We start from the raw sequence: 22,160 nt of genomic DNA, 5'->3' as shown, positions 1-22,160 counted from the left end.
CCCGCGCCCCGGAGAAGGGGGCGCGGGCCTCGTCGTCGTCCACGGACGGGTCAGTCCTCGCCGAGGTACGCCTTGCGGACCGACTCGTCGTGCAGCAGGTCCTGTCCCGTTCCCGACAGGACGATGTTGCCGACCTCCATGACATGACCCTGGTCGGCGAGGGAGAGCGCCGCCTGGGCGTTCTGCTCGACCAGCAGGATCGTGGTGCCCTGGGCCTTCAGCTCGGCGATCGTCGCCATGATCTTCTGCATCATGATCGGCGACAGACCCATCGACGGCTCGTCCAGCATCAGCAGCTTCGGCTGGGACATCAGCGCCCTGCCCATCGCCAGCATCTGCTGCTCACCGCCCGAGAGGGTGCCCGCGGCCTGCTTGCGCCGCTCCCCGAGGATGGGGAAGAGGTCGTAGGCGCGCTGGATGTCCTTCTCGATGCCGGGCTTGTCGTTGCGCAGGAACGCGCCGAGGCGCAGGTTGTCCTCGATGCTCATGCGCGGGAAGATGTGCCGCCCTTCGGGGGAGTGGGCGAGGCCCAGGGAGACCACCTGGTGGGCGGGGACCTTCTTCAGCGACCTGCCGTTGAACCTGATCTGTCCGCCGACCGGCTTGAGCAGCCCGGACAGGGTGCGCAGGGTGGTGGTCTTGCCGGCGCCGTTGGTGCCGATGAGGGTGACGACCTGACCGGCCTCGACCTTGAAGGAGATGCCCTTGACGGCCTCGATCTTGCCGTAGGCGACCCTCAGGTCCTCGACTTCGAGCAGTGCGGTCATCGGTCGTTCTCCTTGCCGGTCGCGGCGTCGGTCGCGGCGTCGGTCGTGCTGTCCGTGCCCTCGGACGGGGCGTCCGTGCCCTCGGCCCTGGTGCCGGAGGCGTCGGCTGTGGCGCCGGAGCCCTCGGCCGTGGCGCCGGAGGCGTCGGCCGTCGTGCCGGTGCCGTCGGCCGTGGCCTCGGAGCCCTCGGCCGGGGTGCCGGCGGCTTCCTGGGCCGTGGCGGCGTGAGCCTCGGCGGCCTCCACCTCGGCCAGCTCCTCGGCGCCGGGCGCGTCCTCGAAGGGCTCGCCGAGGTAGGCCGCGACCACCCGCTCGTCGCCCTGGACGGTCGCGCTGTCGCCCTCGATCAGCTTCTCGCCCTGCACGAGCACGGCCACGCGGTCGCACAGGTTGAAGATGAACCGCATGTCGTGCTCGATGACGAGGACGGCGATGCCCATGTCCCGGATGGCGAAGACCAGTTCCTCGGTGGTCCGGGTCTCCTGCGGGTTCATGCCGGCCGTGGGCTCGTCGAGCAGCAGCAGGCCGGGCTCGCTGGCCAGGGCGCGGGCGATCTCCAGTTTGCGCTGCTCGCCGTAGGGGAGGTTGCGGGCGAGGTGCTCGGCCTTGTGGTCCAGGCCGACGAACCGGAGCAGTTCCATCGCCCGGTCCTTGGAGGCCTTCTCGGCCTTGTGGAAGCCGGGGCCGCGCAGGACGGCCGACCAGAAGCCCTCCTTGGTACGGGTGTGCCGGCCGACGAGCACGTTCTCCAGGACGGTCATGTTGGCGAACAGCCGGATGTTCTGGAAGGTGCGCGCGATACCGGCCGCGGTGACCTTGAAGGACTTGGGCGGCAGGACGGTGCCCTTGTAGCGGACCTCGCCCTCGGTGGGGACGTACAGGCCGGTCAGGCAGTTGAAGAAGGTCGTCTTCCCGGCGCCGTTGGGGCCGATGAGGCCGACGATCTCGCCGGCGCCGACGGTGAGGTCGACGCCGCGTACGGCGGTCAGGCCGCCGAAGCGCATGGTCACGCCTCGGGCGTCGAGGACGGTCTCGCCGGGCACGGCGGCGCCGGGGGCGGTGTCCTGGGTGGTGGTGTCGGTGGTCATGGTGGTCAGGCCCCCGCCTTCGTCAGGAGGGTGGGTGCTTCCGCCTCTTCGTGGAATTCGAGCTGGCGTCGGCGGTTGGGGATGAGGCCCTCGGGGCGGAAGCGCATCAGCAGGATGAGCGCGAGTCCGAAGGCGAAGAGCTGGTAGTTGCCCAGGAACTGGAGCTTGTTCGGGATGAGGAAGAGCAGGGCCGCTCCGATCAGCGGACCGCTGATGGTGCCCATGCCGCCGAGGACGACCGCGGCGAGCAGGAAGGCGGAGTTGGGCGGGATGGGGCCGGCGAACAGGTACTGCTCGGGCGTCACGGTGTAGGTGACGTGAGCCTGGACGGTGCCCGCGAGTCCGGCGAGGGAGGCGCCGACGGCGAAGGCGATGAGCTTGACCCGGAAGCCGTTGATGCCCATGGCGAGTGCGGCGGTCTCGTCCTCGCGGATGGCCACCCAGGCCCGTCCGATGCGGGAGTTGCCGCTGCGGCGGAAGACCAGCACCACGACCGCGGTGATGATCAGCATGAGGAAGAAGTAGTTGGCGAACCGGCCGATGGTGAAGCCGCCCATGTCGTGCTGGGCGCCGAAGTCGAAGCCGAGGACGTCGAGGTTCGGGATCGAGGAGATGCCGTTGGAGCCGTTGGTGAGGTCGGGTCCGGAGGTGCCGTCGAGGTTGTTGGCCGTGATGCGGAAGATCTCACCGAAGCCGAGGGTGACGATGGCGAGGTAGTCGCCGCGCAGCCGGAGCGTCGGGGCGCCGATGAGCACGCCGAAGACCAGGGAGGCGGCGGCGCCGACGAGGACGGCGGCCCAGAACGGGAAGTGCACGTCGAACGGCGAGCTGGGGGAGCCGGAGACCAGGGCCGCCGCGTAGGCGCCGACGCCGAGGAAGGCGACGTAACCGAGGTCGAGGAGGCCGGCGAGGCCGACGACGATGTTCAGACCGAGGGCGACGGTGGCGAAGATGAGGATGTAGACGCCGAGGGTCGCGTACTGGTCGTTGGTCTGGGTGAACGGGAACAACGCCGCCGCGACGAAGGCGCCGCAGATGGTGATGTTCGTGTGCCGGGAGGCGATCTGCGAGGCGCGGGCGATCAGACCGGCCTTGTTGAGCGCGGCGAAGCCGAGGCCGGCGGTGATCAGGAAGCCGATGAACAGCTCGTCGTACTCGGTGCCGATGCCGTAGGTGAAGACGACCAGGCCGAGCGCGAGCATCGCGACGATGACCAGGATCTCGGCGTACGACGGGAGGGCGGGCGCGGGCTTGGGCGCGCCGGCGGTGAAGACCGCCTTGGTGGTCTCCCACTTGTACGCGGCGCCGTGCTTGAACTTCTCCCAGCCGGTGTCGTCCGGGTCGATCGGCTCGGGCTCGGGCCGCTTGAACGGCAGGGCCAGGGCGCCGGCGAGGGCGGCGAGGCTGGCGACGGCGACGAGGAAGCCGCCGGGCTCCAGGTTGACGAGTCCGCCCAGGTCGACGGTGATCGCGAGGACCGTGTACCAGCTGGTGGCGAAGGTGGCCAGGGTGGCGAACTTCAGGGCCGCGTCGGGACCGGCGGGCGCCAGCCAGCGAAGGCCCCGCACGCCGTAGGAGGCCAGCGCGAACAGGGTGGCGAGGGCCGCGCCGATGAGGACGAGGACCTGCAGGCCGCCCGGGTAGCCGTAGACGGTCAGGTCGCCGGGGAAGGCGGCGGTCCAGGTCCAGGCGAGGAAGGTGGAGACGATGGTCAGCGCGCTGCCGCCGAGGGCGAGGGCGCGGGCGGCCTTCTCCGGCAGCGGCAGCAGGCCGGAGAGGGCGTCGGCCGTGCGGGCGCCGGAGGTCTCGGATGCGGTGGTCTGTGTGGTCATCGGTCTCACGCCCTGTCCGCGACGCGCTCGCCGAGCAGGCCCTGCGGCCTGAACAGCAGTACGAGGATGAGGAGTACGAAGGCCCAGACGTCGGCCCAGGACTGGCTGCCGAACTTGTCCATGCCCGGGATGTCGGCGATGTAGGCGGTGGCCAGGGTCTCGGCCACGCCGAGGACCACGCCGCCGATCATGGCGCCGTAGATGTTGCCGATACCGCCGAGGACGGCCGCGGTGAACGCCTTCAGACCGAGGATGAAGCCCATGCGGAAGTTGATCTCGCCGTACTTCAGGCCGTAGGCGACGGCCCCGACGGCGGCGAACGCGGCACCGAGCGCGAACGCGATCACGATGATGCGGTCGGTGTTGACGCCCATCAGCTTGGCGGTGTCCGGGTCCTGCGCGGTGGCCTGCATGCCGCGGCCGGTGCGGGTCTTCATCACGAACCAGGCGAGGACCGCCATGCTGATCGGGGCCGCGACGACGAGGAAGATGTCACCGGTCTGGATGGTGACGCTGCCGATCTCGAAGGGACCGCCCGCGATCTGCGGGAAGGTGCGCGCGGACTTCGCCTCCGGGTACCAGGCCCACACCGCCTGCTGGAGGGCGAGGGAGAGGCCGATGGCGGTGATCAGCGGCGCAAGGCGCGGTGCGGTGCGCAGGGGCCGGTAGGCGAACCGTTCCGCCCCGACGGCGATGGCGACGGCGACGATGACGGCACCGACGATCATCAGCGGCAGCGCGATCCACATGCTGGTGCCGCCGGGGAGCCAGAGCCAGACCGTGAGAGCGCCGAACGCTCCCGTCATGAATATCTCGCCGTGGGCGAAGTTGATGAGCTGGACGATGCCGTAGACCATTGTGTAGCCGATGGCGACGAGCCCGTACATGGATCCTAGGAGCAGGCCGTTGACCAGCTGCTGCGGCAGTTCGTTCACCGCATGTCCTCCGAGACGTTCGGAAAGTGCGAGGGATGTGGCCGGATGCGAGTCCGCGCGGGGCGCCAGTGGAACAGCGCCCCGCGCGGCTCGTGAGTGGGTCAGGCGTGGATCAGCCGGTGTAGGTACCGGACTTGACGGGAACCCAGGCACCGTTCTTCACGGCGTACACGGTGAGCTGCTTGTTGGTGGCGTCGCCGTACTCGTCGAAGGAGACCTTGCCGGTGACACCGTCGAAGGACACGTTCTGCATGGCCTCGGTGACCTTGGCGCGGGCGTCGGAGGGCAGCTTGCCGCCGTTGGCGTCGGCGACCTTCTTCACGGCCTCGATGATCGCCCAGGCGGAGTCGTAGGCGTAACCGCCGTAGGCCGAGTACCCCTCCTTGTAGCCGGCGCTCTTGTAGTCGGCCACGAACTGCTTGGCGGAGGGCAGGTCCTCGACCGGGGCGCCGACGGAGGTGGCCAGGTCGCCGGTGGCCTCGGCGCCCGCCAGCGTCATGAACGTGTCGTCCTTGATGCCGTCACCGCCGACCAGCGGGATCTTGGCACCGGCGGCCTTGATCTGCTTGCTGAGCGGGCCGGCCTGCGGGTACTCGCCGCCGTAGTAGATGACCTGGGCGCCCGAGTTCTTCACCTTGGTGGCGATCGCGGAGAAGTCCTTGGCGTCGGGGTTGATGTGCTCGGTGCCGACCACCTTGCCGCCGAGCTTCTTGAACTCCTCGGTGAAGGTCGCGGCGAGGCCGGAGCCGTAGGTCTTCTTGTCGTCGATGACGAAGACCTTCTTCTTCTTGGCGGTGTTGAAGACGTACTGGGCGGCGAACGGGCCCTGGATGGCGTCCGTGGTCGCGGTGCGGAAGTACGCCTTGTAGGGGCGGGCCTTCTTGTTCTGCCAGTCCTGGCCCTGGGTCAGCGCCGGGCCGGTGTTGGCCGGGGAGACCTGGACCAGCTTGGCGTCGTCGAAGACCTTCTGCATCGACTCGGCGACCGAGGAGTTCAGCGGGCCGACGACACCGAGAACCTCCTGCTCGGAAACGAATTTCGAGGCGTTCTGCTGGCCGGCTGACGGCTGCGCCTGGTCGTCGAGGGCCTCGATCTTGAAGGTGACGCCCTTGACGGTCTTCTGCTTGTTGGCCTTCTGGACGGCGAGGTCGGCCGAGTTCTTGATGCCGAGGCCCATGGCGGACAGGTCGCCGGTCAGCGGGGAGTCGACGCCGATGACGACGGTGGTGCCGCCACCGTCGCCGGAGTCCGAGCCCTTGTCGCCGCTGTCGCGCGAGCCGCAGGCGGTGAGGGTGAGCGCTCCCGCCGCCAGCGCGGCGGTGATGGCGATAAGCGAACGTTGACGCACGATCAGTCCTTTCCCCAGGCACAACCGCCTCCCCGTGGAAGCGGTCGAGTCGCGCGCCGCGCTGAATTGGACAATCCGAAGGCGCGGTGACTGGCCGTGACTCTAAGCGTGTGTGGGGAACGTGGAGGAGTGTCTGACCGAGGCTGTGACGCTCTTGTTATGACACGACGTAATGCAGAGCGGTACTGGGAGGGGTGGAAGGTGGAATTCAGGTGGATTCGCGCCGTCCACATTCTGAGAATGCGCAGGACCCGCCATGATCATTCCAGGTGTCTCGACGGTTTTGGTGATTACCGCGTTCCGTTGCCGCAAGCTACTTCCAAGGCGTGGGAGAGGTCCTGTGCGTAGCGGGGGCCGGGGATGAAGCTCTGCTCCTGTATTGCGCGCGCATTACGCAGAGTTACGTCCAGGAAAGGGAGTCCGGCGTCCCTGGGGACTTTTCCGCATTCGGTCACGTGCATCGTTATGGTGATCTTGTGGGCCGAATCCGCCCGGATCCGGAACGGAGCGGGTGGCTCCGTGGTCACGGACAGCCCCGCGTACGGCTGGATCACGCGGGTCACGGTGACCGGCGGCCCGGAGGCCACGCCGACCAGGACGTCGAAGCTGAAACTGTGCGGTGGGGCACCCGCCGGGGCGGTCCGGGCGTCGAGATAGGTCAGGTCCACCACCTGTGCGGGGTACGGCACTTGGGGGTGCGGAGGGCGCCTCGGGTGCGGGGTCGGCTGGTGCGGGCGGGTGGCGTAGAGGTAGCCGCCGCCCGACAGGAGGACGGCCGTGGCGGCGAGTGCGGCGGCGGTCCGCCGGCGGCGGGCGGACCAGGCGCCCACGGGCGCGGTGAGGCCCTTCACCCGCCGGCCGTCCCGGGCGCGCGTGCCCTCGCCGGGCAACAGCGGGCGTGTGCCTTCGCCGGGCTCCGGCGGACCGATGCCGCTCATGTCCAGGGACCTCCGCTCGGGGTCCCGCGGCGGTACCGCTCGGCGCACGCCGCAGACGACTGACGGGCAATCAATTGCGTTGCCGTCGAACCTCCTTGACGCCGCTTCACGGACCGTGCGGCGTCCACGACGTCCCTCAGGATCTGGTACTGGCCGTGGGACAGCCCCATCGACTGGTAGTCGCCGTAGGTGTCGCCGTCGAGGACCTCGCGCGCCCAGTAGGTGACGAGGCGGGTGCAGAGGTCGGCGTCGGACGTGGGGGTGGAGACGGGAGCGGGGGTGGGGGTGGAGGCGGTGAGGGAGGAGCGCGCGTGGCCGGGGGTGCGGCTCGGCCCGTCACAGCCCGTCGCGTACAGCAGGGCCGGCAGCGCCAGCCAGAACACCAGGAACCTCACCCCGCGACGGGGGTCTCCTCGCCGTCCCATGTGCCGAAGCTAAGGGGAGGGAGGGCGAGGGGCAACGCTCCGGCGGACCCGGGCTCGCCTTGGGGCGGACCCGGGCTCGACCGGCGGTGGGCCCGGGCTCGACCGGCGGCGGACCCGGGCCCGGCTTCCCGTGAGCCCTCGCTGCAGGCCCCTGGTCGGACCCGGGCGCGGCTCGCTTCGGACCCGGGCGCGGCTTGTGGGGAACAGGGAGCGGCTTCCGGGCCCCGGGCTCAGCTTGCGGCCGGCTCCGCGGGGGCGCCGTCGCCCGGGCGTACGTCCCGGAGCAGGCAGGTCAGCCGGGCGGTGCAGACCCGGCGGCCCTCCTCGTCGCTGATCACGACCTCGTACGTCGCCGTCGACCGCCCCCGGTGCACCGGCGTGGCCACGCCCGTCACCAGGCCCGAGCGGACCCCGCGGTGGTGGGTGCAGTTCAGGTCCACCCCGACAGCGATCTTCGAAGCGCCGCCGTGCAGCATGGAGCCGACCGAGCCCAGGGTCTCCGCCAGCACCGCGGAGGCGCCGCCGTGCAGCAGGCCGTACGGCTGGGTGTTGCCCTCCACGGGCATCGTCCCGACGACCCTCTCCGCCGAGGCCTCCAGGATCTGCACCCCCATCCGCGTGCCCAGATGCCCGGCCGAGAACAGGGCGGGCAGGTCCACACCGAGCGACGCGTACTCGTCGATGACCTCCTGCGGGAACTTCACTCGCTGCTGCTCACCCATGGACCCGGCTCCGTTCGTCGTCAGCTGTCGGCTCACTGAGCAAACGCTCAGTCGGTCGCCGATTGTTCCAGACGGCTCTCCGGGATCTCCGTGTGGTCTTCGAGCCGTACGACGACGGACTTGCTGGCCGGGGTGTTGCTGGTGTCGGCGGTGGCGTCCAGCGGCACCAGCACGTTCGTCTCGGGGTAGTACGCCGCCGCGCAGCCCCGGGCCGTCGGGTACAGCACGACCCGGAAGCCCGGCGCCCGCCGTTCCACCCCGTCCCGCCACTCGCTCACCAGGTCGACGTACGACCCCTCGGCGACACCGAGCGCGCGGGCGTCCTCCGGGTGCACCAGCACGACGCGGCGGCCGCCCGTGATGCCCCGGTAACGGTCGTCGAGGCCGTAGATCGTGGTGTTGTACTGGTCGTGCGAGCGCAGGGTCTGCAGGAGCAGCCGGCCCTCGGGCAGCGCCGGGTACTCCACCGGGGCCGCCGTGAAGTTCGCCTTGCCCGTGGCCGTCGGGAAGCGGCGTTCGTCGCGCGGGGCGTGCGGCAGCGTGAAGCCTCCGGGGCGGGCCACGCGCGCGTTGAAGTCCTCGAAACCGGGGACCACGCGCGCGATGCGGTCCCGGATCGTGGCGTAGTCCCTCGCGAACTCCTCCCACGGCACGACACTGCGCTCGCCGAGCACCCGGCGCGCGAGGGAGCAGATGATGGCCGGCTCGGACCGCAGCTGCGGGCTCGCCGGCTTCAGGCGCCCGCGCGAGGCGTGCACCATGCCCATGGAGTCCTCGACCGTCACGAACTGCTCACCGCTCGCCTGCTCATCGCGCTCGGTGCGGCCCAGGGTGGGCAGGATCAGCGCACGCGCGCCCGTGACCACGTGCGAGCGGTTCAGCTTGGTCGACACGTGCACGGTCAGCCGGGCCCGGCGCATCGCGGCCTCGGTGACCTCGGTGTCGGGGGAGGCGGAGACGAAGTTGCCGCCCATGGCGAAGAACACCTTCGCCTCGCCGTCGCGCAGCGCGCGGATGGCCCGTACGACGTCGAAGCCGTGCTCGCGCGGCGGCGTGAACCCGAACTCCTTCTCCAGGGCGTCCAGGAAGGCCGGGGCGGGCCGCTCGAAGATGCCCATCGTGCGGTCGCCCTGCACGTTGCTGTGCCCGCGCACCGGGCACACCCCCGCCCCCGGGCGGCCGATGTTGCCGCGCAGCAGCAGGAAGTTGACCACCTCGCGGATGGTCGGAACGGCGTGCTTGTGCTGGGTGAGGCCCATGGCCCAGCAGACGATCGTCCGCTGCGAGGCGAGGACCATGCCGAGGGCCCGCTCGATCTCCGCGCGCGTGAGGCCGGTCGCGGTCAGCGTCTCGTCCCAGTCGGCGGCGCGCGCGGCCGCGGCGAACTCCTCGAAGCCGTGCGTGTGCTCGGCTACGAACTCCTCGTCGACCGCGCCGTCCGTCTCCAGGATCAGCTTGTTGAGGAGCCGGAAGAGGGCCTGGTCGCCGCCGATGCGGATCTGCAGGAACAGATCGGTGAGGGCGGCGCCCTTGAGCAGGCCCTGGGGGGTCTGCGGGTTCTTGAAGCGCTCCAGGCCCGCCTCCGGCAGCGGGTTCACGCTGATGACCTTCGCGCCGTTCGCCTTGGCCTTCTCCAGCGCGGAGAGCATGCGCGGATGGTTCGTGCCCGGGTTCTGTCCCGCGACGATGATCAGGTCGGCCTGGTACAGGTCCTCCAGCAGGACGCTGCCCTTTCCGATGCCGATGGTCTCGCTGAGCGCCGACCCGGACGACTCGTGGCACATGTTCGAGCAGTCCGGCAGGTTGTTCGTGCCCAGCTCGCGCGCGAAGAGCTGGTACAGGAACGCGGCCTCGTTGCTGGTGCGGCCGGAGGTGTAGAAGACGGCCTCGTCCGGGGAGCCGAGGGCGGCGATCTCCTCGGCGATGATGTCGAAGGCCCGCTCCCAGGAGACCGGCTCGTAGTGCGTGCCGCCCTCCGGGAGGTACACGGGGTGCGTCAGCCGGCCCTGCTGGCCCAGCCAGTAGCCGCTGCGGCCGGACAGGTCCGCGACGGAGTGCGCGGCGAAGAACTCGGGCGTGACCCGGCGCAGGGTGGCCTCCTCCGCCACCGCCTTGGCGCCGTTCTCGCAGAACTCCGCCGCGTGCCGGTGGTCCGGCTCCGGCCAGGCGCAGCCAGGGCAGTCGAAGCCGTCCTTCTGGTTCACGCGCAGCAGGGTCAGGGCGGTGCGCCGCACACCCATCTGCCGCTGGGCGATGCGGAGGGTGTGGCCGATGGCCGGCAGCCCCGCCGCCGCGTGCTTCGGCTCGGCGACCTCCGGCGCGTCCTGAACCGGATCACCCTTGGGCGGCCTCGTCGCCATCGCACGGTCCCCTTCGACTGCGTGTGAGAAGTACGACGCCGATCCTCCCATGGGTCACCGGCGACGGTGCCGGTCGGGTCGGCGGGCGAGCGGGACCGCCGCCCGCTCCCGTCGGGCCGCCGGAAGCGGGATCGTCGCCGGCTTCCCGTCGGGCCGCCGGAAGCGGGACCGTCGCCGGCTTCCCGTCGGGCCGCCGGAAGCGGGATCGTCGCCGGCTTCCCGTCGGGAGGGCGGGAGGGGGACCGCCGTCCGCTTCGGGTCGGGCCGGCGGGAGGGGGGCTGTCCGCTTCGGGTCGGGCCGGCGGGAGGAGGACCGTCGTCCGCTTCGGGTCGGGCCGGCCGGTGGGAGGAGGACCGTCGTCCGCTTCGGGTCGGGCCGGCCGGTGGGAGGAGGACCGTCGTCCGCTTCCCCGGTCGCCCGCCGCTCCGGACCGGACCCGTGTGGCCGTGCTCACGCCCGCCGCGGGCGCGGGGCCCGGGTTGTCAGTGGCTCGTGGCAGGATCGGGGACGTGGCGAAGACAGCATCGAAGCAGACCGACAAGACCCCCGGCGGCACCCGTCCCCGGCTGATGCTCATGGACGGGCACTCGCTGGCCTACCGCGCGTTCTTCGCGCTGCCCGCGGAGAACTTCACGACCGCGACCGGCCAGCCGACGAACGCGATCTACGGCTTCGCGTCGATGCTGGCCAACACCCTGCGTGACGAGGCGCCCACGCACTTCGCGGTGGCCTTCGACGTCTCCCGCAAGACCTGGCGTTCCGAGCGGTTCACCGAGTACAAGGCGAACCGTTCCAAGACTCCCGACGAGTTCAAGGGACAGGTCGAGCTGATCGGCGAGCTGCTCGACGCGATGCACGCCCCGCGCTTCGCCGTCGAGGGGTTCGAGGCGGACGACGTCATCGCCACCCTCGCCACCCAGGCCGAGGCCGAGGGCTTCGAGGTGCTGATCGTCACCGGCGACCGCGACTCCTTCCAGCTGGTCACCGAGAACACCACCGTGCTCTACCCGACGAAGGGCGTCTCGGAGCTGACCCGGTTCACCCCGGAGAAGGTTTTCGAGAAGTACGGCTTGACGCCCGCCCAGTATCCGGACTTCGCGGCCCTGCGCGGCGACCCGTCCGACAACCTCCCCGGCATCCCCGGCGTCGGCGAGAAGACCGCCGCGAAGTGGATCAACCAGTTCGGCTCGTTCGGCGAGCTGGTCGAGCGGGTCGAGGAGGTCAAGGGCAAGGCCGGGCAGAACCTCCGGGACCACCTGGAGTCCGTCAAGCTCAACCGCGTCCTCACCGAGCTGGAGCGCCAGGTCGAGCTGCCGAAAACGGTCGCCGACCTGGAGCGGGCGCCGTACGACCGCAAGGCCGTCGCGATGGTCTTGGACACCCTGGAGATCCGCAACCCGTCCCTGCGCGAGCGCCTCTTCGCCGTCGACCCCGGCACGGAGGAGGCCGAGGTCACCCCGGTCACCACCGACGGCGTGGCGATCGACGGCAGGATCCTGCGCACCGGCGAGCTGGCCCCCTGGCTCGCCGGGCACGGGGCCGCGACCCTGGGCGTGGCCACGGTCGACACCTGGGCGCTGGGCACCGGCTCGGTCGCCGAGGTCGCCCTCGCCGAGGCCGGGGGAGCGGCGGCCTGGTTCGACCCGTCCGAGCTGGACGAGGCCGACGAGAACGCGTTCGCGGCCTGGCTGGCCGACGCGGACCGCCCCAAGGTGCTCCACAACGCCAAGGGCGCCATGCGCGTCTTCGCCGAGCACGGCTGGAGCGTCGAGGGCGTGCGCATGGACACCGCGCTCGCCGCCTACCTGGTCAAGCCCGGCCGCCGCTCCTTCGACCTGGACGCGCTGTCGATGGAGTACCTGCACCGCGAACTGGCCCCCGCCGCCACGGCCGACGGCCAGCTGGCCTTCGGCGCGGACGACGGCGCCGAGGCCGAGGCCCTGATGATCCAGGCCCGCGCCGTCCTGGACCTCGGCACGGCCTTCGAGGGCCGCCTCGAGGAGGTCGGCGCCGCCGACCTGCTCCGGGACATGGAGCTGCCCACGTCCGCGCTGCTCGCCCGCATGGAGCGGCACGGCATCGCGGCGGACCGGCCGCACCTCGAAGCGATGGAGCAGATGTTCGCGGGCGCGGTCCAGCAGGCCGTGAAGGAGGCGCACGCCGCGGCCGGCCACGAGTTCAACCTGGGCTCGCCCAAGCAGCTCCAGGAAGTCCTCTTCGGCGAGCTGGCGCTGCCGAAGACGAAGAAGACCAAGACCGGCTACACCACCGACGCCGACGCGCTGGCCTGGCTCGCCGGCCAGACGGACAACGAACTGCCGGTGATCATGCTCCGGCACCGGGAGCAGGCCAAGCTCCGGGTCACCGTCGAGGGCCTGATCAAGACCATCGCGGGCGACGGCCGTATCCACACCACCTTCAACCAGACGGTGGCCGCGACCGGCCGCCTCTCCTCCACGGACCCGAACCTGCAGAACATCCCGGTCCGCACGGACGAGGGCCGGGCGATCCGCCGCGGCTTCGTGGTCGGCGAGGGTTTCGAGTCCCTGATGACCGCGGACTACAGCCAGATCGAGCTGCGCGTGATGGCCCACCTCTCCGAGGACGAGGGCCTGATCCGGGCGTTCACCTCCGGCGAGGACCTGCACACCACCGCCGCCTCCCAGGTGTTCGGCGTCGAGCCCGGCGCGGTGGACGCGGAGATGCGCCGCAAGATCAAGGCGATGTCGTACGGCCTCGCGTACGGCCTGTCCGCGTTCGGCCTCTCCCAGCAGCTGAACATCGAGGCGGCCGAGGCCCGCGCCCTGATGGACGCCTACTTCGAGCGCTTCGGCGGGGTGCGGGACTACCTGCGCCGAGCGGTCGACGAGGCCCGGGCCACGGGCTACACGGCGACGCTCTTCGGTCGCCGCCGGTACCTGCCCGACCTCAACAGCGACAACCGCCAGCGCCGCGAGGCGGCCGAGCGCATGGCCCTCAACGCGCCCATCCAGGGCACGGCGGCGGACATCGTGAAGATCGCCATGCTCAAGGTGGACAGCGCCCTGCGGGAAGCGGACCTCAGGTCCCGCATGCTCCTCCAGGTCCACGACGAAATCGTCCTGGAGATCGCCCCCGGCGAGCGGGCGGCCGCCGAGGAGATCGTCCGCCGCGAGATGGCGGGCGCCGTGAACCTGCGCGCCCCGCTGGACGTCTCGGTGGGCGTGGGCCCGGACTGGGAATCGGCAGCCCACTAGGAGCCCGCGGCGCGGGGACGGAGGGGGCCGGGCCGAGCGGGGGAGCACCGCACCCCACGGGGAAGGCGGGCGCCGGCCGGACGAGGCCGACGCCCTCCCCCGGTCCTCCCCGGCCCGGCGCCCCTTGTCTGCGCCGTACCGGTGATCAAGCCTGCCGGCCCGCTCCGGCACCGTCGGCGCATCCCGGCGGCGCCGAACCTGGCCCGACCAGCGCGCTCCCGCACCGTCGGCCCATCCGGGCGCCCCTTGTCTGCGCCGTACCGGTGATCAAGCCTGCCGGCCCGCTCCGGCACCGTCGGCGCACCTCGGCGGCGCCGAACCTGCCCCGACCAGCGCGCTCCCGCACCGTCGGCCCATCCGGGCGCCCCTTGTCTGCGCCGTACCGGTGATCAAGCCCGCCGGCCCGCTCCGGCACCGTCGGCGCACCCCGGCGGCGCCGAACCCGCCCCGACCAGGGCGTCCCCGCCCCGATCAGCGCGCTCCCGCCACGCCCACACCGACCCACCCGCGCAGCACCCGCGGGGCCCGTCACTCTCGTGGCCCCCGCCAGAACGCCTCCCACCCCCCGCAGCCGCAACACTGCGGGCATGGGTATACGCATGCTTCATCGCCGGACGCCCGAGGCAGTCACCGGGCTCCGGGCGGACACCGCCTCGGCGCAGGCACTGCCCGCCGCGCCGGTCCCGGCCCTCGCGGCCGGCGCAAGCACCGCCCGCATCCCCGCCGACCCGACCGCGGCCCTCCGCACCGCCACCGAACGGTTCCGCAGCGGTCTCACCGGCCGTACGGCCCGCACCACCCACTGGCTCCGCGGCAGACTCGGCGGCCGTACGGCCCGCACCACCGACTGGCGCCAGTGGACCGACCTGGCCCGCGGATATCTCGCCCTCGTGCTCGCCCTGGTCCCCAGAGCCCGCCCCCGGCCCACCCTGACGGTCTTCGTCGCTTCCCTCACCGAGCGACCGGCCGCCGCCCCCGGCCGGCACCGGCCGGCTCGCCGGAACTCCCCGGACCTGCCGGACTCCCCGGCTCCCCGGGACCAGCGGCCGGACGCCAGACCCTGACCCAGGCGGCGTACAGCAGCAGCCCCAGGACCGTCCCCGCGCCCACCCCGAAGCACAGGGTGGGCACCAGCTCCCACGGCCCCGCCGCCCTGCCCTGCGCCCGCCACCGCGCCGTCCGCTGCGCCGCCCCGGCCAGCGCACAGCCGCCGATCAGCGCGAGCCCCCACCACCGGTCCCGCACGGACAGCGCCCGCACCCCCGCCGGCGCCCCGCCCGGCGCCCGCCGCAGCGCACGGACCACGAACACCGCGAGCACCACGGTCCCCGCCACCGACGACCCGTACTGCAACCAGGTGAACAGCGGCATCCCCCCGGCGCGCTCCCGCCCGATGGCCGGAACCAGTCGCGTACCCCACCGGTCGTGGTGCGTGAACGCGTCCCACACCACATGGGTGAGCGCGCCGAGCACCGCGGAGCCGTACCACCACCCCGCCGACGCGGCCCGTACACGCGCGCGTGGCGCACCGCAGCGCAGCAGCGCGGCCGGCCGCCCCTGCCAGGCCCGCGGCAGCAGCGCGAGCAACGGCTCCCGGACCAGCAGCCACAGCCCCACGAGGGCCCACGCGATGAGCACGTCGACCGTGACGACCCCGGTGAACGCGTGCGTGACCGCGCCGAACTCCATGCCGCCCGGCAGGACACCCGCCGCGTAGTACGGCATGTCCGGCGCGCAGGACCCCGCGACGAGCACCGCCGGCACCAGCCGGCCCCGGCCTCCGCCGTCCCGGCGGATCGCGGGCAGCACGGCCGCCGCATGACTGAGTGTGAACGGCAACAGAACCCCCGGGAGCGGCCGGCGGCCCGGATTCCGGTGCCGCTGATCAGTTCCGGCCAGTATGCGTGACCGCCGCCAGGACGCGCGCACGACGACGGCAGTCGGCCAACCGGCGAAAACGGGGCGCGAACGGGTGCCCGCTCCAAGCAAGTTGTCGTAGGGTCACCTGCGGCGCCGTGCCGGCGCACGGTCGCCCACACGCCCCAGGCAGCGAAGAGCGAAACAGGGGCAACCAGATCAGCGGGTCAACCGTCAGACCAGAGCGAGGCAGACAGACGGAGAAGGACGCACGGACGTCCACGGGAGGGGTTTCACTCTATGGCGGCGCATTTCGGCAGGCGGCTGCGCAAGGGAGCGGCGACCACCGCCGTGGCCGCGGCAGCGGTCGCGGCTCTCTCCGCGTCCCAGGCTCCGGGAGCGGCCGGCGAGGACCACGGCAGACAGGCGGCGGCCGGCGCCGCCGCCCCCGTACCGGACGGGCCCGTCGGCGGCGACGCCACCGGCAGCTCGCCCTACTACACGGACCTGCCGCCCCTCAAGAGCCCCAACCCCAGCCCCTCGTCCGGCAGCGGCACCCCCGTCGCCCGGGGCGCGGCGGAGGCCGGCATCCCGGCGACGGTCCTGGACGCCTACAAGAAGGCCGAGGCCGAACTGCGGTCCTCCAAGCCCGGCTGCAACCTGCCCTGGCAACTGCTCGCCGCCATCGGCAAGGTCGAGTCGGGCCACGCCCGCGGCGGCCGGGTCGACGCAGGCGGCACCACCGTGGGCCGGATCCTGGGCCCGCAGCTCGACGGCAACGGCTTCGCGCTCATCCCGGACACCGACCACGGCGCCTACGACGGCAACAGCACCTACGACCAGGCCGTCGGCCCCATGCAGTTCATCCCGTCCACCTGGGCCTGGGCGGGCCGCGACGGCAACGGGGACGGCCGGAAGGACCCCAACAACGTCTACGACGCGGCCCTCGCCGCGGGCCACTACCTGTGCCGCAACGACTGGGACCTGTCCACCGACAGCGGCCTGCACAGCGCGATCCTCAGCTACAACAACTCGCAGGACTACCTCGGCCTGGTCCTGAACTGGCTGGAGTACTACCGCAAGGGCAGCCACTCCATCCCCGACGGCACCGGCAGCGTCCCCGAGCACCGCAGCGACGGCGGCTCCCACCACACCACGCTCCCCAAGCCCTCGGACCCGCCGAGCAAGCCGGACCCGAAGCCCCACAAGCCGCACAAGCCCCACGACCCCGGCAACGGCGGCGGGGACGACGGCGGCAACGGCAACGGTGACAACGGGGGCGGGGGCACCGGTACGCCCGACCCCAAGCCGCCGACGCCGCCCGTCCCGCCGACGCCCCCGCAGACCCCCACCGACCTCGTGGACCACCTGCAGGGCGTGGGCACCGGAAAGCTCACCGCGACGGCCGGCGACGCCTTCACCGAGCCGGTCGGCGTCCGCGCCGAGACCAAGGTCGGCAAGTCCGTCGCCAAGGTCAGGATCAGGTTCACCGTCACCGGCGACACGGACGCCACTTTCGCGGGCGGTGAGACCGTCGCCACGGTCGTCACCGACGCCAAGGGCCTCGCGGTCGCCCCGGCGCTCCAGGCCGGCGAGAAGACCGGCGACTTCAAGGTCACCGCTGCCGTCGTGGGCCGCTCGGTCAAGGGGGTCGACTTCACCGCCACGGTCACCGCGCGCGCCGCCGACACCCTGGTCCGCACCAGCGACACCCCGCTGACCTGCACCCCGGGCGGGGAGTTCGCCGACCAGGTCCAGGTGAAGGCGACGTACAAGGGCGCCGCCGCGGACAAGGTCGCGGCCACCGCCACCCTGGTCAAGTCCACGACCGACGCCACGGAGAACGACAAGGGCCCGTCCTTCAAGGACGCCGACGGCAAGCCCTTGCGCACCCTGACCGGCCTCCTGACCGACGACAAGGGCCTGCTCACCCTGCCGAAGCTGTACGCGGACGACACCACCGGCACCTTCCTGCTCCGCATCACCACCACGGGCGGAGCGACGCTCACGGTGGAGCTGAAGGTGGCCGCGGCCGACACCTCGACGAGCCCGGCCCCGAGCGAGACCGCCCCCTGACGCAGCCCGGCGAACCGGCGCACAGGGCGCCCCCTCCGCTCCTGCGGGGAGGGCGCCCTTCTTCGTGCGTGCACCGCTGTTCTCATCTCGCCCGCCCGTTGCTACGGTGCCGAGAACCTGACGCTCCATCAGGAGGTCGTGGGAGCACAGACAGGACACCGACCGTCCGCCGGGAGGCCCGCATGCGCGCCCTGATCGCCGCCGCGACCGGTCTCGCCCTCGCGCTCGCCCTGGTCCTCGCGATCGGCGCGCTGGGCTCCCCGTCGGGCCGGACATCCCCCAAGCCGCTGCTGACGACGGTGCCCGCGCACCCGTAGCCGTACCCGTCCGGGAGGAGCCGGTATGCGCCGCACGGCAAGCCTGGTCCTGCTCGCCTGCGCCGTGTTCTGCGCGGCGCTGGCCCCGCTGCTGCGCTGGTACGCCTTCCCTCGCCTGGCCCGGATCCCCGCGAACCAGTACCAGGACATGGTCCTGGAGGCCCGCGACGCCACCCTCCTCGACTACGGCACCATGCGCGCGAAGAAGGTCCCCAAGGTCACCATCGTGCAGACCCTCAAGGGCGACGTGGAGGCCGCCGACAGGATCGGGAGGACGGCGGGGCGGCCCGTCGTCGTCTGGGACGGCCTCTCCTACGTCCAGGGCCCCGACGGCAGAATGGTCTCCAAGGTCCCCGAACGCTACATCTTCGACGCCCACAGCCAGGACCCCGTCCACGCCACCGGCGAGACGGTCGACGGCGAGCCGGTCAGGCGGGAGGGCATCGAGTTCAAGTGGCCCTTCCTGACGCAGAAACGGGACTACGAGTACTTCGACGCACAGACCCGCACCACCAGCCCCATCCACTACCGGGGCACCCGCACCTTCCGCGGCCTGACGGTCTACTGCTTCGAGCAGACCGTTCCCTGGACCAAGGTCCCCATGCCCCGGACCCTGCCCGTCCAGGGCATCACCCCGGAGTCGGTCGCCAGGACCGGCACGACCCGCTGGTACACCACGGTCCGCAGGTTCCGGGTCGAACCCGTCACCGGGGCACCCGTCTACGGCGAGGAGATCCACCGGGAGGAGCTGCGCGGCGGCACCCTCCTCGGCGGTCGCGCCAGGGTCACCGCGTTCGCCGGGCACGTGAAAATGCGCGAGGACTACGTCGAGCACACGGTCGCCCTGGTCAAGCACAACCGCACCCTCGTCCTGGCCCTCACCTCCCGCGTCCCCCTGGGCTCCCTCGGCCTCGGCCTGTTCCTCCTCGCCCTCGCCCTCTGGCTGGAGGCCCGCGCCCGCCGCCCCCGCGACCCCGCGCCCGCGCAGACGGAGGAGCCCGCGCCGGTCAGCGCCTGAGCCGCGCGTTGGTGTGCCGCGTGGGCTCCGCGGTCGCCGGGTCCTCCGGCCACGGATGCTTCGGGTACCGCCCGCGCAGCTCGCCCCGTACACCCCGGTAGCCGTCCCGCCAGAAGGAGGCGAGGTCGGCCGTGACGGCGGCGGGCCGCCCGGCGGGCGAGAGCAGGTGCACGAGCAGGGGCACGCCCGCGACGGCCGGTGTCTCCCGCAGCCCGAACATCTCCTGGAGCTTCACCGCGAGGACCGGCCGCTCGGGGTCCCGGTAGTCGATCCGGACCCTCGACCCGCTCGGCACGGTGATCCGCTCGGGCGCCAGCTCCTCCAGCCGGCCGGCCTCCCCGCTCGCCCAGGGCAGCAGCCGCGCGAGTGCCTGCCCGGCGTCGATCCGGGACAGATCGGCCCGCCGCCGGGCCCTGCTCAGCTCCGGCTCCAGCCATTCGTCCACGCGCGCGTGGAGCGCCTCGTCCGACACCTCCGGCCACGGCTCCCCGAGGTGCGTCCGCAGGAACGCCAGCCGCTGCCGCAGTCCCTCCGCCTCCGGCGACCAGCGCAGCAGCCCGAGCCCGTCCTCCCGGAGCCCGTCCAGCAGGGCGGCGCGTACGAGGACGGGGGCGGCGTCCTTCAGCGGCCGCACGGCCAGCTCGATCGCCCCCAGCCGTTCCACGTGCCGGGCCACGACGTCCCCGCCGGACCAGTGCACCTCGTCCCGCTCGGCGAGCAGCGCCCCGGCGGCGAGCCGCGCCACCTCCTCGTCCACGGCCGCCCCGAGCCGCACACGCGCGTGCCCCTTCCCCGCGGGCCGGTCGGCGACGGCGACGACGATCCAGGGAGCCCCCCGCAGCGCCGACCCCTCGGCCACCTCGGCCCGCGTCCCGGACGCCATGAGATACGACCCCCCGTCCAGCTTGGCGACCCGCTCGGGAGACGCGAGCCCCGCAACGACCCCGACAAGCCGGTCGCTCCCACCGGCCCCGGCCACAACCCCGGCCGGTCCGCCGTCCCCTCGGGCCCCGGCGCCGCCCCCGGCCGGCCCGTCGTCTCCACCGGCCCCGGCGCCGCCCCCGGCCGGCTTGTCGTCCCCACCGGCCCCGGCGCCCGGACGTCCCAGGCCGCCGTCCCCGCCGGTCCCGGCGTCGAGCCCGAGGCGCGGGTCCTGCCCGCCGGTCTCCGTGCCGGAGCGGGCGCGTGGTTTCTTGCCGTGAGGCCCGTCCTCGGCAACGGCCGGCTTGCGGCGTTCGCGGGCCCCGGCGTCGAGGGGCACGAGGCCGCCCTCCTCGCCGGTCGCCGCGTCGAGCCCGAGGCGCGGGTCCTGCCCGCCGGTCTCCGTGCCGGAGCGGGCGCGTGGTTCCTTGCCGCCAGGCCCGTCCCCGGCAACGGCCGGCTCGCGGCGTTCGCGGGCCCCGGCGTCGAGGGGCACGAGGCCGCCCTCCTCGCCGGTCGCCGCGTCGAGCCCGGCGTGCGGGCGCTCCTCGCCGGTCGCCGCGTCGAGCCCGGCGTGCGGGCGCTCCTCGCCGGTCGCCGTGCCGAGCCCGGCGTGCGGGTCCTCCCCGCCGGTCTCCGTGCCGGACCCGGCGCGCAGCCCCCTCCCCCCGGGCCCCGTGCCTGGCTCGGCGAGCCGGTCGGTCCCGTCGGGTCCGCTGCCGAGGGCGGCTGACTCGTCGTCTTCGGGGTGCGGCCCGGCCTGGACGGCCGCTTGCGTCCCACGGTCATGGGCGGGCGGACGGGCGAACTCCGTCGAAGCCCCCGCGGCCCGCAGCCGCCGCACCTCCGCGGCCCACCGCGCGGCGTAGGCGTCACCCCCGCGCCGCGCACGGCGCAACGCACCGGCAAGATCATCCCCGTAGTCCCGCGGCACTTCCTCGGAGAGCAGAGCGACGACCTCCGCCCCTCGGCCACCCGTGTCCAGCAACGCCCGCCCCAGCCGAGGATGCACTCCGAGCCGGCTCAGGCGCCCCCCGACCTCCGTGGCCCGGCCGGCGGAGTCCACCGCGCCCACCGCCGTCAGCGCGGAGCGCGCCGCCGCCATCGCTCCGCCCGGCGGCGGATCCAGCAACGCCAGCCCGGAGGCGTCCGGATCACCCCAGCACGCCGCCTGCAGGGCGAACGCGGTCAGATCGGCCACCTTGATCTCCGGCGCCGGGAACGCCGCCAACCGGCCGTCCTCGGCCTCCGCCCAGCACCGGTACACCGCCCCCGGCGCCTCACGCCCGGCCCGCCCCGCCCGCTGCCGCCCGGCCGCCCGCGACGCCCGTACGGTGGTCAGCCCGCTCAGCCCGCGCGCGTGATCCACCCGCGGCTCCCGCGCCAGCCCGGAGTCGACCACCACCCGCACCCCGGGCACGGTCAGCGACGACTCCGCCACAGACGTCGCCAGCACCACCCGGCGCCGCGCCCCGGGCGCCAGCACCGCGTCCTGCACCGCGGCCGGCGCCCGCCCGTGCACCTGGAGCACCTCGACCCCGCCGAGATCCCCCAGCAGACCCGCCACGCGCGCGATCTCGCCCACGCCGGGCAGGAAGCACAGCACGTCCCCGTCCCGCTCGGCCAGCGCCCGCCGCACCACCGACGCCACGTGCGCCAGCAGCGCCGGATCCACCCGCATCCCGTGCGGCGGCCGTACCGGACGCGCCGGCGGAGCCCACACGACCTCCACCGGATGGGCCACACCGGCCGCCTCGACCACCGGCGCCCCGCCGAGCAGCCGCGCCCACCCCTCCGCGTCCGTGGTCGCCGACGCGGCCACCAGCCGCAGCTCCGGCCGCAGCGCCTGCCGTACGTCCCACAGGAACGCGGCCACCGTGTCCGCGTCCAGATGCCGCTCGTGGCACTCGTCGAGGACGACCACGTCCACCCCGGCCAGCTCCTGGTCGCGCTGGAGCCGCTGCAGCAGGACACCCGTCGTCACGACCTCCACGCGCGTGTGCCGCCCCACGGACCGCTCACCGCGCACGGTGAAGCCGACGCTCCCGCCGGGCCGCTCGCCGAGCAGCCACGCCATGCGCCGGGCCGCCGCACGCGCCGCGATCCGCCGCGGCTCGGCCACCACGACCCGCCGCGCCGCACCGCCCCCGACCAGCCCCGCGAGCACCAGCGGCACCAGCGTCGTCTTGCCGGTTCCGGGCGGCGCCACCAGGACGGCGGTGCCGTCACCCTCCAGCGCGTCGGTCAGGGCGGGCAGGGCGGAGCGCACGGGGAGCGCGTCCAGGGCGTCGTAGCGGATCACGCCCCCAGTGTCGTACG

Annotated in this window: 16 protein-coding genes; 5 read left to right on the top strand and 11 right to left on the bottom strand. The window is 73.0% G+C overall.

Annotation, left to right across the window (positions count from 1 at the left end):
* Positions 1 to 50 precede the first annotated feature (50 nt).
* The 9 genes from ACZ4VF_RS09000 to ACZ4VF_RS08960 all read right to left on the bottom strand — a co-directional run bounded on the left by ACZ4VF_RS09000 (position 51) and on the right by ACZ4VF_RS08960 (position 10,415).
* Positions 51 to 767: an ABC transporter ATP-binding protein gene (locus ACZ4VF_RS09000; RefSeq protein ID WP_208031676.1), complete on the bottom strand. Its 717-nt coding sequence runs from the start codon at positions 765 to 767 to the stop codon at positions 51 to 53.
* Positions 764 to 1,855 carry an ABC transporter ATP-binding protein gene (locus ACZ4VF_RS08995; protein WP_467924178.1) on the bottom strand — a complete coding sequence of 364 codons (1,092 nt, stop codon included), beginning with the start codon at positions 1,853 to 1,855 and terminating at the stop codon, positions 764 to 766. Before ACZ4VF_RS08995 ends, ACZ4VF_RS09000 begins: the two co-directional genes overlap by 4 nt.
* A gap of 5 nt (positions 1,856 to 1,860) precedes the next feature.
* Positions 1,861 to 3,687, bottom strand: a complete 1,827-nt coding sequence (locus ACZ4VF_RS08990; protein ID WP_467924176.1) for a branched-chain amino acid ABC transporter permease — start codon at positions 3,685 to 3,687, stop codon at positions 1,861 to 1,863.
* A 5-nt stretch (positions 3,688 to 3,692) separates the two neighbouring features.
* Positions 3,693 to 4,622, bottom strand: coding sequence for a branched-chain amino acid ABC transporter permease (locus tag ACZ4VF_RS08985; protein WP_467924174.1), 930 nt, complete (start codon positions 4,620 to 4,622; stop codon positions 3,693 to 3,695).
* 112 nt (positions 4,623 to 4,734) lie between these two features.
* Positions 4,735 to 5,970: a branched-chain amino acid ABC transporter substrate-binding protein gene (locus tag ACZ4VF_RS08980; RefSeq protein ID WP_467924172.1), complete on the bottom strand. Its 1,236-nt coding sequence runs from the start codon at positions 5,968 to 5,970 to the stop codon at positions 4,735 to 4,737.
* Between the two features lie 290 nt (positions 5,971 to 6,260).
* On the bottom strand, positions 6,261 to 6,908 hold the full coding sequence (locus ACZ4VF_RS08975) for a Tat pathway signal sequence domain protein (RefSeq protein WP_467924170.1): 648 nt from the start codon (positions 6,906 to 6,908) through the stop codon (positions 6,261 to 6,263).
* Positions 6,905 to 7,333, bottom strand: a complete 429-nt coding sequence (locus ACZ4VF_RS08970; RefSeq protein ID WP_467924168.1) for a hypothetical protein — start codon at positions 7,331 to 7,333, stop codon at positions 6,905 to 6,907. The genes ACZ4VF_RS08975 and ACZ4VF_RS08970 overlap by 4 nt, the downstream gene beginning before the upstream one ends.
* Before the next feature lie 230 nt (positions 7,334 to 7,563).
* The gene (locus tag ACZ4VF_RS08965; RefSeq protein ID WP_467924166.1) at positions 7,564 to 8,055 is read right to left on the bottom strand and encodes a hotdog fold thioesterase; all 492 of its coding nucleotides are present in this window, start codon (positions 8,053 to 8,055) and stop codon (positions 7,564 to 7,566) included.
* Between the two features lie 47 nt (positions 8,056 to 8,102).
* Positions 8,103 to 10,415, bottom strand: coding sequence for an FdhF/YdeP family oxidoreductase (locus ACZ4VF_RS08960; RefSeq protein WP_467924164.1), 2,313 nt, complete (start codon positions 10,413 to 10,415; stop codon positions 8,103 to 8,105).
* A gap of 510 nt (positions 10,416 to 10,925) precedes the next feature.
* On the opposite strand from ACZ4VF_RS08960, the gene polA reads away from it, so the two are divergent.
* On the top strand, positions 10,926 to 13,652 hold the full coding sequence (gene polA, locus ACZ4VF_RS08955) for a DNA polymerase I (protein ID WP_467924162.1): 2,727 nt from the start codon (positions 10,926 to 10,928) through the stop codon (positions 13,650 to 13,652).
* Between the two features lie 587 nt (positions 13,653 to 14,239).
* Positions 14,240 to 14,716, top strand: a complete 477-nt coding sequence (locus ACZ4VF_RS08950; RefSeq protein WP_467924160.1) for a hypothetical protein — start codon at positions 14,240 to 14,242, stop codon at positions 14,714 to 14,716.
* On the opposite strand, the gene ACZ4VF_RS08945 is transcribed toward ACZ4VF_RS08950, so the two are convergent.
* Positions 14,604 to 15,491 (bottom strand): DUF4184 family protein, encoded by an 888-nt coding sequence (locus ACZ4VF_RS08945; protein WP_467924158.1) that lies wholly within the window; start codon positions 15,489 to 15,491, stop codon positions 14,604 to 14,606. The genes ACZ4VF_RS08950 and ACZ4VF_RS08945 overlap by 113 nt on opposite strands.
* Before the next feature lie 318 nt (positions 15,492 to 15,809).
* On the opposite strand from ACZ4VF_RS08945, the gene ACZ4VF_RS08940 reads away from it, so the two are divergent.
* The 3 genes from ACZ4VF_RS08940 to pgfA all read left to right on the top strand — a co-directional run bounded on the left by ACZ4VF_RS08940 (position 15,810) and on the right by pgfA (position 18,920).
* Positions 15,810 to 17,585 carry a lytic transglycosylase domain-containing protein gene (locus ACZ4VF_RS08940; RefSeq protein ID WP_467924156.1) on the top strand — a complete coding sequence of 592 codons (1,776 nt, stop codon included), beginning with the start codon at positions 15,810 to 15,812 and terminating at the stop codon, positions 17,583 to 17,585.
* A gap of 182 nt (positions 17,586 to 17,767) precedes the next feature.
* Complete coding sequence (locus ACZ4VF_RS08935) at positions 17,768 to 17,902, top strand: SPW_0924 family protein (protein WP_467924155.1); 135 nt, start codon at positions 17,768 to 17,770, stop codon at positions 17,900 to 17,902.
* 25 nt (positions 17,903 to 17,927) lie between these two features.
* The gene (gene pgfA / locus ACZ4VF_RS08930; RefSeq protein WP_467924153.1) at positions 17,928 to 18,920 is read left to right on the top strand and encodes a cell envelope lipid trafficking protein PgfA; all 993 of its coding nucleotides are present in this window, start codon (positions 17,928 to 17,930) and stop codon (positions 18,918 to 18,920) included.
* Here the strand turns inward: pgfA and ACZ4VF_RS08925 are convergent.
* Positions 18,910 to 22,143, bottom strand: coding sequence for an ATP-dependent helicase C-terminal domain-containing protein (locus ACZ4VF_RS08925; RefSeq protein ID WP_467924151.1), 3,234 nt, complete (start codon positions 22,141 to 22,143; stop codon positions 18,910 to 18,912). The genes pgfA and ACZ4VF_RS08925 overlap by 11 nt on opposite strands.
* Positions 22,144 to 22,160 lie beyond the last annotated feature (17 nt).

This window comes from Streptomyces sp. NPDC029151, from assembly GCF_055564315.1.
Note: the sequence above shows the minus strand (reverse complement) of the source record. Positions and strands in the feature narration are given on the sequence as shown.